Source organism: Cellvibrio sp. UBA7671 (assembly GCA_002483145.1).
GTDB classification, from domain to species: Bacteria; Pseudomonadota; Gammaproteobacteria; order Pseudomonadales; family Cellvibrionaceae; genus Cellvibrio; species Cellvibrio fibrivorans.
The window spans coordinates 448,051-460,293 of sequence record DLHJ01000003.1 but is presented as its reverse complement, the minus strand read 5'-3'; the positions used below and the strand labels follow the sequence as shown (position 1 = coordinate 460,293).

Annotated in this window: 9 protein-coding genes; 5 read left to right on the top strand and 4 right to left on the bottom strand. The window is 38.3% G+C overall.

Annotated elements, in window-relative coordinates:
• Positions 1–58: 58 nt before the first annotated feature.
• The 3 genes from B4E62_RS04570 to B4E62_RS04560 all read left to right on the top strand — a co-directional run bounded on the left by B4E62_RS04570 (position 59) and on the right by B4E62_RS04560 (position 4,582).
• Entirely contained in the window at positions 59–2,245 is a 2,187-nt protein-coding gene (locus B4E62_RS04570; protein ID WP_331351233.1) for a hypothetical protein, read from the top strand.
• Between the two features lie 323 nt (positions 2,246–2,568).
• Positions 2,569–3,516, top strand: coding sequence for a hypothetical protein (locus tag B4E62_RS04565; RefSeq protein ID WP_331351232.1), 948 nt, complete (start codon positions 2,569–2,571; stop codon positions 3,514–3,516).
• Positions 3,517–3,757: 241 nt separating this feature from the next.
• On the top strand, positions 3,758–4,582 hold the full coding sequence (locus B4E62_RS04560) for a hypothetical protein (RefSeq protein WP_331351231.1): 825 nt from the start codon (positions 3,758–3,760) through the stop codon (positions 4,580–4,582).
• 376 nt (positions 4,583–4,958) lie between these two features.
• On the opposite strand, the gene B4E62_RS04555 is transcribed toward B4E62_RS04560, so the two are convergent.
• A complete protein-coding gene (locus tag B4E62_RS04555) occupies positions 4,959–5,603 on the bottom strand; it encodes an SOS response-associated peptidase (RefSeq protein WP_331351230.1) in 645 nt (214 codons plus the stop codon).
• Positions 5,604–5,693: 90 nt separating this feature from the next.
• Here B4E62_RS04555 and B4E62_RS04550 point away from each other — a divergent pair, with 90 nt between their 5' ends.
• Entirely contained in the window at positions 5,694–6,119 is a 426-nt protein-coding gene (locus tag B4E62_RS04550) for a translesion error-prone DNA polymerase V autoproteolytic subunit (protein WP_331351229.1), read from the top strand.
• The gene (locus B4E62_RS04545) at positions 6,107–7,366 is read left to right on the top strand and encodes a Y-family DNA polymerase (protein WP_331351228.1); all 1,260 of its coding nucleotides are present in this window, start codon (positions 6,107–6,109) and stop codon (positions 7,364–7,366) included. Before B4E62_RS04550 ends, B4E62_RS04545 begins: the two co-directional genes overlap by 13 nt.
• Before the next feature lie 117 nt (positions 7,367–7,483).
• Here the strand turns inward: B4E62_RS04545 and B4E62_RS04540 are convergent, their stop codons facing one another.
• From B4E62_RS04540 to B4E62_RS04530, 3 genes are read right to left on the bottom strand one after another with little or no spacing between them, the layout of a single operon-like run.
• Positions 7,484–9,154 (bottom strand): hypothetical protein, encoded by a 1,671-nt coding sequence (locus tag B4E62_RS04540; RefSeq protein ID WP_331351227.1) that lies wholly within the window; start codon positions 9,152–9,154, stop codon positions 7,484–7,486.
• Between the two features lies 1 nt (position 9,155).
• Positions 9,156–10,976: an AAA family ATPase gene (locus tag B4E62_RS04535; RefSeq protein ID WP_331351226.1), complete on the bottom strand. Its 1,821-nt coding sequence runs from the start codon at positions 10,974–10,976 to the stop codon at positions 9,156–9,158.
• Positions 10,973–12,235, bottom strand: a complete 1,263-nt coding sequence (locus tag B4E62_RS04530) for a DNA adenine methylase (RefSeq protein WP_331351225.1) — start codon at positions 12,233–12,235, stop codon at positions 10,973–10,975. The genes B4E62_RS04535 and B4E62_RS04530 overlap by 4 nt, the downstream gene beginning before the upstream one ends.
• Between the last annotated feature and the right edge of the window lie 8 nt (positions 12,236–12,243).

The following is a 12,243-nucleotide window of genomic DNA, read 5'->3' as shown; positions in this document are numbered from 1 at the left end:
GCGAACGGTTAACTCAGTACTGACTTGTAGCTAAAAAATAATTAAACAGGAAGTTTCCATGAAGATTGAATTAGATCTAGAGAATTGTTACGGCATAAATCAACTGACAAAAGAATTCGATTTGACGAAGTCGGATGATATTGGTGGGTTTTGTTCCTTATATGCGCCGAATGGTACTCTGAAAACATCATTGGCTAAAACATTCAAGGATATTGAATCAAATACAAAGACCACTGATGCTATTTTTGTTGATCGACAAACAAAAAGAGATATCAAAGTGGATGGTAAACCAATGATACAGGGTCAAGTACTGGTTATTGACTCCTACGATGAAAGCTACAGCTCTAAACAACTTTCGACTCTGCTGGTTAATGAATCTCTGAAGCGCAATTACGACGAGGTATTAAAAGAAGTTGATGATAAGAGGGCGTTGCTAATTAAGGAGCTTGCGAAGTCATCAGGTAAGCAAGCAAAGTCTGTTCCGGAGTTAATCTGTGATGCATTCAATCGACCTATAAAAGATTTACTTGAGCTTTTAACTGAGCTACTTCATAAGGAGGATCAGAATTTTAGTGGACTTAATGAATTTAAATATGGCGACCTGTTTAATCCAAAAGTCTTAGAGCTTGCTTCAACAGATAGCTTTGGGGTGGAGCTTGCTGAGTATGTTGATACATATGAGAAGCTTATTACTGAATCGACTGTTCTTTCAAAGATATTCAATCATCAAAAAGCTGGTGTGGTTTCGAAAAGCCTAGCAGAAACTGGCTTCTTTACTGCATCACATAGCGTCAACATATTAGTACATGGTATAAAAGAAGAAGTGGTATCAAAAGACCGATTAGATGAAATTTTGCAGGAAGAACAGGATAAGGTTTTCAAAAACCCAGAGCTAAAAGAAAAATTCAGTAAGGTAGACAAAAAGCTAACAACGAAGGAAACTCAAGCCTTTCGCGATCTTATAGCCGAGCATCAGGAACTTTTGCCAGAATATAAGAGCGTCCAGATATTCAAGCAAAAAGTTGTAATAGGTTATCTTCAATCGCATCGTTCTGCATGGGAGGATTTGGTTACAACCTATCTGTTAAATCAACAAAAAGTCAAAGATATTATCGATCAGGCAAGGCAGCAAGAGACAATTTGGAAAAACGTAACTGATACATTCAATGAGCGATTTACGGTTCCATTTGAATTGCATATTGATAATCAAGATGAAGTAATTCTTAACGATGCAGCACCTACTATTCAATTTAGCTTCAATGATGGACGGGGTGAATCGCAGCTAGTTAATCATGACGCATTAATTTCCACTTTAAGTCAAGGAGAAAAGCGCGCATTATATATTTTGAATATACTTTTCGAAATCGAAGTTAGAAGGAATGCCGGATTCCCCATCCTGATTGTAATCGATGATATAGCGGACTCATTTGATTATAAAAATAAGTATGCAATTGTCGAGTATCTGCGTGATATCGCGAAAATAAAACACTTTTATATTCTTTTGCTTACTCATAACTTTGATTTTCACAGGATTATCGGTAGTAGAATTATTGGTAGTAAAAACTCGACATCCCGAGCAAAGCGGTTACTGGCGTCAAAAACGTTGTCCAGCATTCAACTCAATCCCGAAAAGTATCAGAACGACGTGTTTAACGCATGGAAACGTGAGATGCATCAAAATGACTTGTATATGCTTGCTAGTATCCCATTTGCCCGCAATCTTGCTGAGTATTGTGGACATAAAGAATATTATGAAAAGCTGACCTCACTTCTGCATTTGAAGTCAGATAGTGTAAATATTACGGTTGGGGATTTGCAGGCAATTTATCGTGGCATCTTTGCAGATAAGGCAAATTTAACTCTTCCAGATTTAACACTAAGTGTAATTAATAAAGTTTTTCAGAAGTGCGATGATTTATCTCTTGCTGCTCATGAATCTCCAGATCTTGAGTGTAAAGTTATTGTTGCAATGGCGATCAGATTGAAGGCTGAAGGGTTCATGATTGCAAAAATCAGCGATCAAGCGTTCGTAGATGGCATTGACTCTAATCAAACTAGGGCGTTATTTGATAAATTCGTTGAAATGTTCCCTAGTGAAATAATGACGATTAGTTTGCTTGATCAGGTCAATCTCATGACGCCGGAAAATATACATTTAAACTCTTTTATGTACGAGCCAATTTTGGATATGTCGGCTCATAGGTTGTATGAATTATATAATGAGTTGAAGCAGATTCCGACCTGATGGTTCCCTTTTTAGCTTTGCTGTTATGCGATGTAATTAATCTGATTCAAATTTCAATGGAGCCAGATTGACTCAATTGAGCCCAAAGCGGGAGTCAGAGTTTTGTATTTAGTTGGCCGTATATTTTCGAATATATTTATGCATGTATCTTCGAGTTTATTCCTATACTTAATCATAACTTATTAATGGTTAGGTGTATTTTGGTCATATAAAGTTCTTAGAGAAATACTTGAGAGAGAAAAGTCTCCAAAATCCTAAAAATTTTTCCTTTAGCTCGGCATTAATATAAATCAACTCTCTAAAATATTTTAACTGGTTTCCCAATGAGAAGTAACAAGAGAAGTATTCTTGCCCCAGTCAGTCAAATTATTATTCCTGATGTTAAGTCATACTGGGCTACACATTTTTATAGCGTCTTGAAGTGCATTGATTCGCATATTAATTTGATGCACTCTCCTCGAAAATTTAATGAATTTCCAGCGTGGACGTTAAACCTTATGAGGGGTGGCCTACCAGTTAATTTTTTTGCACAAGTCGAAACTTATATTAATAACTGGGGCGTTCAGTATTTTCTTGCAAGTTTTTTCAATCAAAAACTTGGTGGACATATTATCGTTGAACTACTTGAAAGGCTGGAGGATTTATACGGAGTTTGTTTCAACAAAAATCTTGATGCATTTTCATTTTATGTTTCAGGTATTGATTCTTCACTAAGCTATAAATTGATTAACCGATTTACAGAGGTCTTTCCTTTTGAAGTAAAAAGCGAATTGGTTAATAATCTTGTCGCACGCTCAGACTTGTGTTTGATAGTTGAAAATACTTTTAATGGTTCATCTGTGGCTATATTTGGTGAGGTTGAGGGTGTTTATGGTAATAAATTGCGAACAGAGCGCTATTGGGGAAAAAAGAACGAGTTTTGTGTTTTTGGTATTGGTGTAGTGGAGGGAAATCAGAAGCTTGTATATTTTGAAGAATCTCATCACCATGGGATTGCTAGGGTACAGTTATTTTTTGAAAAATCCCATTTCATTATACGTGATTTTTTAAATGTATTAGGTTGTTTTCAGTGGTTTTTTTTAAGCGGGCCGCAAAGACAATATCCAAGTACAGATGAAGAGTTTAATTTTTTTTCGGAATTCGTCAGGAAAAACTGGAACACTCCAATAGAGCAAGTTTTCTTTTTTTTAGAGAGTTTCATAGATGGAGGAGAACTGGTTGGTTTTAATGATGGTCCAATTCAAATAATAACTGATCTTCAAGCTAGATAGACTAACAACTGGCTCAGGTCGTTATTTTTTATTAACAAATTCCATTTTTGAGGCAGATGTAAAAAAGAAGCGGCTGCATATCCCCGAATTGTTTAAGCGCTTTATTTCCAACGTTAACTGTATTGGTTGCTAAGATATTGCTTAATTCAGTCATCCCTAATGAGCTGGGCTGACCTATCCATATATACAAGGCCTTAGCCATTTAATTTAAAAAACTGTTTGCTATATAGGGAGTTTCTGCATGGGGTTCAAAGCAGAGCACAAGAGTTACAAAGGTTATGAAAGCAATGAATTTTATGTTTCAGATCTTCCGAATGGGTTTAGTTCGGCTTTACAAGGATTTCTCATTCGTCAATGCGAAGACGAGCGAGAACTGAAAGCTGTAATTAATGATATTGCGAGTAGAATCCCAACAGAACCAACAACAAACTGGGGATGGAGTTTTCTGTTAGAAGACCTCCCTTCTTATGTTGGTAGCTTATGTAAAAAGGATTTTCCAAAAATTATGGATTTTCTCGCCGATGCATGCTCCAAAAATAGCCTTTTATTCTCTGTCGATGATTTAAATGAATTCTTAGAGGATCTTGAGATTGGTTATATTCTAGAGTTTGATAATTGGTCAAAAAGCTCTTCCTGGGTTCTGAGGGATAATGTTGATTCTAGAGTTGAGGAGGTAGAAGACGCCGAGAAATACGTTAAGGGAATCTGTGAGCAAGCTCTTGATCATCTTAAACAAGCAAAGGAACACCTGCTAAATACTGAGAACGACAGAGACAGGAAAGATGCTGTTCGAGATTGTATGTCTGCAATGGAGTCAATGCTCAAAAACCTCTCTGGTGAAAAAGACATTAAGAGCGCCACCCAAAAACTGCGCACGGAAAAAAACTGGGGGATGGATGTGATAGTGAAAGATGGTCTGTCTATATGGGATAGAGTGCACGACCTGTATCCTGATATAAGGCACGGAAATCCGAAGAAATCCGACATTACTGATGAAGAAGCTCTTTATTGGTTGGAGCGTATTACCTGCTTCATTAGGTATATGTCTAGAGTTTATTCACGGTAGCGCATTACAAGGACTGCGTTAAAAATTCTGAGCAAATTACCTGGCCTGCCAATTGTCATGGCGGCTCCTAACTTCAGCTCTTGGCCGAGGCTGTGTGAAACCTCAAAAAACTGTTGAGCAACTAAATATTATTAGAAAAAGTTAGACTGTTTCGCGTTCCTATTCGAGTACTTTCTGATTCGTCATAGATGAAACCGATGGAATTCACGTAGCCGCTAGTTCTTATCTAATTTTAAAAATTAATATTTATTTTTCACGCATGGACCAGTAACAGCTCCACATCAAACCATTTGAGCGGTGTAATGCTGAGTTTTGAAAAAATAGTTGAGCAATTTGCGATTGATTGCCACAAGCGCCGCTCAACCACAATCTCAGCTCAAAGAAAGAGAACACTTTCCTTGTTTCGAGCATTATTCACGCGCGGATCAACCGGGCTCCAGTGAAGCTCCGCTGATTGTCCGCGCAAGTCCTGCAGGAGTTTTTTAACCTCCTCATCTGGATTCATCCATCGAGTGACCTGCTCTGCATTTAATGACAGAGGCATCCGATCATGAACCTCTGCAAATGATTCACTTGCCGCCTGGGTAATCATTGCGGTACTCCACACCTGGTTCTGCCAGCACTCCCACATCGCGGCAACTGCCAGCGTCTCTCCGGAGGCAGCCTGTACATAGAACGGCTGCTTTTGTTTGCCCTGCATTTTGAATTCCACAAAGCCAGACACCGGGATTATTGCGCGCTTGTGCCGCACCGGCCCCTGAAATGCGCGGCTGGTGAGAACTGTCTCGATCCTGGCATTAAACATGGCGAATTTCTGATTGGGCGGCTCTGGTGACCATGATGGATGCAGCCACCAGCGCATCGGCGAAATATTGAAACTACTGCCATCCCGATAAACCACCGGGGCAGCTTCTGTAGGTGCCAAGTTATTTATCTCAGGTAAGCCCACTCCATCCATCCCAAACTGCGCCAAAAGTAATTTGAGGGGATTTCCAGGAGTGACAAAGATACGACTACACATGGTTGCTCCAAAGAGTTCTAAGCATTCTGTTGACTCTCCTAGCCAGCCTGACGCTATACTGTATATAACAACAGTATAGCAGCGCTAGCCATGAACAAAGTATTTCCGATTGACCCGCCCACGCCACTCCCGATACCACTCTACCTCCACCGGGTGCGCGCAGGCTTTCCAAGCCCTGCAGACGATCATTTGGAGCGTAGGCTCGACCTTAATGAGCATGTGGTGAAACACCCATCGGCCACATACTACGTGCGCGCCCAGGGCGACTCTATGGAGCAGCACGGCATCCATGATGGCGACCTGTTGATCGTAGATCGTGCTTTGGAGGCAATCAATGGAGATGTGGTGATCGCGGTCGTTGATGGAAGCCTAGTTTGTAAGGTGTTGGATTTACGGCGGCGTCAGCTTTTGTCTGGGAATCCGCAGTTTCCACCTATATCGATCCTGGAAGATATGGACCTGGTCATCGAAGGTGTGGTCACACATTCATTGAGGTATCACCGGTGTTCGGTTTAATAGACTGCAATTCTTTTTATTGTAGCTGTGAGCAAATCTTTCGCCCGGATTTGCGAGGCAAGCCTGTGGTTGTGCTTTCAAATAACGACGGCTGCATTGTGGCTCGCTCCAAGGAAGCCAAGGCACTTGGGATTCCAGATCTCGAACCCTACTTCAAATTAGAACCGTTACTTAAAAAGCATGGTGTTCACGTGTTCTCATCAAACTACGCGCTCTATGGAGATATATCCGCGCGTGTAGTGGATACCATCCGACAATTTGCGAGCGATGTAGAAGTCTACAGCTGCGATGAATCCTTCGTGCGGCCAATTGATGTGTTATTTGGTAATTACCAGGAATACGGCCAACAAATAAAAAAGGCTATTTGGAAACAGGTGAGAATTCCTGTGGGCGTCGGCATTGCTCAAACGAAAACACTCGCCAAGCTCGCCAATAAAGCAGCCAAGAAAATTCCAAAACTTAATCATGTGTGCGTGCTGGAACGTGAAGATCAGCGCGAATGGTTATTGCAAAAGGCGGCGACCAAAGACGTGTGGGGCGTTGGATCACGAACCTCAAAACGGCTAGCAGATATGGGGATTCACACCGCATGGGATTTGGCGAACGCCAATACAAAGCACTTGCGAACACAGTTCAATGTAACACTGGAGCGTACAGTTGAAGAATTAAATGGAGTAAGCTGCCTGGAACTAGAAGAGCAACCATCACCCAAAAAACAAATTTACTGCACACGATCTTTCGGTGAAAAACAGTCGGAGTTAGAGCCGATCAAACAAGCAGTCGCACTCTATGCAAGCCGCGCTGGTGAGAAGCTGAGGAAGCAGAATTGTTTGGCTACTAATATGTTGGTGTTTTTGCAAACATCGCCATTTGGTGAAAATCATTATTCTAAAAGTGCAACCATTAAACTGCCTTATCCAACAGACGATACTCGCGTTTTAATTGCCTATGCTACATTTGCGATTTCGCAGCTATTCAGAAAAGGCTATCAATTCCAAAAAGCCGGTGTTGGACTGATCGACATTACCGATAAGAGCAATATTCAAGTTGATTTATTTACACCAGTACAATCGGTGAGATCGGATAAATTAATGTCACTGATTGACCAGGTTAACTCAAGTTTTGGACGGGGTACGCTGTTCTGTGCGGCCGAAGGAACGAAAAAAAAGTGGAGCATGAAACAAGCGAAGCGTTCGCCAATGTTTACAGGGAGCTGGTGCGACCTTCCATTGGCTGCATGCACCTAACGCTGAATTTTCGCCACTTCGCTTTTCGGCCAAGAGCTGAAGGAGGCGATGAAATAAAAATTTTTTTAAGACAGGATGGTATTGTCACTTCAGAGGAGATAGATTTTGTGAAAAAATTTATCGCAATCGAAATTCAAGAATATTTGCATGCATGCTCAAAAAGTTTAATAGCTCAGCATTTTCTATTGTAAAAGCCTCATTCCAATCTAACCCCAATGTAATCGTGCCTTCTTGAATGTCTTTATAACTTCTATAAGTTTTACCGTGCAACTTACGGAAAAAAGCCTCCGTGAATGCATCCAGTTCGACATGTGGCTGCAAGCGGAAAAACTTGTAACGCTCATTATAAAGATTTATAAAATGCTCCCTTATGACTTTATATGTTTGCTCTCTAAATTTTATGATTGTTATCTTATTCTCAATAACGTAGCTTTGAAGAATAAATAAAAAATTAAGCTTAAAATAACAAAGATATAAGCTATCTCTATCAAATATTCGGTTTTTAAACTGACACAGAAAGGTGGGGTTTTTTAACCCCTGATGATCGACCATAAAACCAGGTTGAGGATTGGTCAACGTTGAATCCAAGAGGTAGCCATTAATGAAAAAGTTAGGTGATAAATTATAACCTTCTGTAAGTTCATCTCGATAGGTCAGTTGCTCTTGTTCACCGAAAGGATCTACATTGAATTGAATTACATTTTTAGCATATGTAAATTGCTTGTATTTTGAATGTTTAGAAAAACTAGTGCTATCTTTGTAGTATTTAGAGTCTCCTATGTAGTAAATATCGTCACCATCAAATAAGCTATTGTATTGATAAATGTGATCTACTATTTTTCCGTCTCTTTGGTTTTTCAAGTCACTAATAACTGCTTGGTCGGAGAGCAATAAATCAATCATGTCTTCAAATATAAAGTTATATCCTTTTATTAAAAGCTTATCCTCGCTAAAGGATTTTTTCCTTTCGAATGATTGAATGTCAAAATATGCAGTTAGCAGCTTAGAGAGCCTTATGAATCTATCATCAAAATTCTGACCTTTAGTTTTCTTCAATAATTTTCTGCATCTATTTGAAAATGAATTGAAATTTTTATGAGAAATTAGCTCTAACCTATGATCAATTGTAAATTTCTTTCCATATTGTTTTGATAGATAACTAAGTAGAGAAAAATATACAATAAGAATTTTATTGGAATAGTCGGCATCCTCTTCCTGATTAATTGGATATGCGTAAATCACAGTTTGGTTAGATATATAGGGGCTGGTACAGCGAATCGTTTTCCCCCAATCCACGTTGGCACATTTTTTTTCATTGGCCTCTCGAAAGCTAAAGGCAAGCATATCTTCATGTTGCTTATAGAAAGATTCGAGCGCTATTACGGTTTCTAGCTCAGTTGTTCCCATGGATGACCTTTTGAGCTTAATATCAAATATTCGCCCCTCCATAGATAATTGTGTTTCGGGTTTTCTTTTAATAAATTTAATGAGCGACAGATATAATAAATACGCAATTTTGGATAAAAACGGAATTTGTATACCTTTAATGTGCGTCTTCCCTACATGCAATCCTGTCTTGGCTAAATATTCATAGATGTCTTTGTCATTGTTAACTAACTGAGTACCTATTTTAGGCAAAAAAAATACAGGAGCATGTATGTGATCTGAGTAATAGCCCACATACTCGGTGATATATTCACCAGTTACATTCAGCTCATTGAAATAATCAATTACTCGATTGTCAATGCATGCCTTACTATACTTTTCACCTTCAAAATATACTTTCATATCAATTAATCTTGGCTATTTTATTTGCTTCTAGTAGCTTTTGAAGGGTAATTTCATTTATACCGGCTTCTTGGTATAGGTCTGAGTATAAAATTGGCTTCAATTCATCATTTTCACTTATTACGAATATATTGTTTTCTATATCATATCCATACTCTTCCTTAAAAATATCATTCCATAGATAAAACATGACTTTATTCACCAGAGTATCCACATCAATCCTCTGATCTAGCGGCTTAACAAAATAATTTCCAATTTTTTTGTCCTCACTTTCTGTAACTAACGATATCTTTTTATTTGCCTTCTGAACAAAATCAAACCAATCATATCGTTCATTATTTACCTGAATTGTTACTGTCCCCATCGGAGTAATAATTGGTGTGTATGACCAATTCCAGCGACGCTTAAAGGCACTATCCATAGGAAATAATGATTGGTCAGAGGTATTCATTGTGGCAATTATTGATAAATTATTTGGTAAAGCTAGAACGGAAAACAATTCATCTTCGTGTAACGAAACGTTATTTTTGTGTAAGACTAGTTCTCTAATTGAGCTTTTGTATTCCGCATTATTTAAGTTTTTTCGAAGATATTCAGAAACATCTGAATCTGCATTTATTACATAATCAGAAAACCCTTGATCATCACGATCTAACAATTGAAATATGTCACCAAATATCTTTGCGCAGTTTCCACGGTTAATTTCTTCTATTAACAAATAATGCTTATTTGCCAGATCCTTCCATGCTTTTACATAAATGCGGAGAAAGTGTTGTGCTTGATAAGTGTATTGAACTACTTGCTCGCCGGCATTGTTTTCTATGGATATTGGTTTGTAATATCCAACAAAGCTGGAATAGTCAGTAGCGGGATGAAATGTTACGACCTCGAATACTGAACCTCTAATTATTTTCTTGGCTTGCGTGCTTTTTCCTGTGCCAGGAGCACCGTAAAATATTCTATTCTCGCCTTTAATGGCATAATTTTGTCTAATATTAAACAAATCATACTCATCAAAAAAGAGCTTTAGTCGATCACCGGTACAGACTCCTACAAGATCAGTGACATTTTGCGATTCAATTAGAGCGGTTGCCTCTCCAATTGGAGCAAAAGCGCATTCCATAGCCAAACAAAATTTTTGCCTACCTGATGCTCGTGAAGCTGAGTTTTGTAACCACACTTCAATTTTATCTAATCTGGAGAGAATATTGTTATTAGTTCTATATGCATCCCTCAGCTGATCGATTGTTCCATTGGCTTGGAATTGCAACGAGTTTCTTTTGATTACGTCCCACGGCTTAAATCCGGTTAGCTCGTTACAGAGCAGCCCCATTAAATATAATGATTCTGGATTTAATATGAATGATATTGGTGAGCCTGACTCCCGTATTTCCGACCAAAACGTGAGCATATCTAGATATGCCTGTATAGATAGTGTTCTGGCCTCCAAAACAAGCAGCAACATTCGCGAAAAATCATCGTTCTCATTGGAATTGTCGATGCCTGCCTGCCTCCATTTATTCAGCACATTTCGACCTAATATACTCAATACATGAGCACCTTGATGCTCCTCAATAAGAAAAGCTCCTTTTAAATCGGTATAGGCTTGATTTCCATTACCCCCTCTATTTATTAACCTTCCTTGTTCTACATCTGAAAGCCAAGCGGAAATACCCTTTGCATCTCTCATGGATGTTTGAAACGGATCTAATTTTTGTCCTTTATCGAATCTTGCATTTGGATTAGCAACAGGGTCTGCTACTAACGCCATAATCCAGTCCGCGAGAGCCTTGCCGCTTAACAATGTATTCCAAAACATCATTTTTTTACTCCTGAGAACAAAAACTCTTTTATAAACTTAGCCTTGTGGCCGCCGTAACTCTGATAATTAAGTCTATCAAATGGAATGAGATCGCATGTGCCAGCTATAAATAATTCACTATTGAAAAACTTTAGTAGCACTTCTTTTCCCTCAACATCCGTACCATCCGCAGTGTTATTCCAATGATTTCGCCCATCAAAATAGCTCATTAATACGTTTTTTGTGTCACAGTTTTTTACCAAATTATATAACGATTTAATAAATTCATTTTTTTTAGAAAAAGATGAATTAAAATCGTTTGTCATGTTTTGACCTCTTACAAACTGCACATTATCGAAATAGATCTTCAAATCATCCATATCAATGTATTCACATAAAACATTCGGTAAAAAATAATAACTTGTATATTGCCTGAAGTTGTATGGCGGATCTAAGTATAGTAGATCTTGGCTTGGAATTTTTGATACAAATTCTATCGAGTCTTCGCAGCGTCCAATTATATGCTTTTTCTTTTTTGAAATTATTCCATCAAAATTTGGAGGGTATAGCATCAACGGAATATGAGCCCGCGAGTCATATTTATCTCTTGGAAAATCATGATACGTACCTTGAGTGTTGCTGACTTTTTCTAAAGCATCAATAACACTGCAAACCAATGTATACTTAAAGTAACCATCTTCAAGCACGCCGTCTTTATTCCATTTTCGTATCTGATTCATTACCAAATCGAGCCTACGTCCATTGGATGGAGTGAAAAATTTACGGCGTCCTATTGTCCCTCTCTGACTCTCAAAGTGAGAATTTTTACCTTCTTCAGTATAGGTATCAAAAAAATAACTATTTCCTTTTGGTTTGCCATCCATTAAATTATTTAAATACAAATACACAGTAAGCAGTTTCTGAAAGCGGTGTGAGTTTTTTTTGTTTCTTAGAAAACTGTAATCCTCTGCGCCAGAAATCCCTCTATCCAAAATCAGTTGAGCTTGATTTATATGCTTATCAACATTGTCTATATTAAATGATGCAAGCTCTATTTCTGGCAAGCTGCATTGCTCAATTAAATGCTTTCCATAAAAATGAGAAAATAAATTTATATCATTTGTTGAAACTTCATACCCTTCCTTTTTCAGTTCAAAACTTACTGCCAATGAGCCAGAAAATGCATCGCATACTCTGCCACCATTTGGGAGCTTTTCTTTGACCTGACTGATGATGGGCTCAAGAATGGACTTTTTATTTCCTATGTATCTATTTAGCATTCAATAAA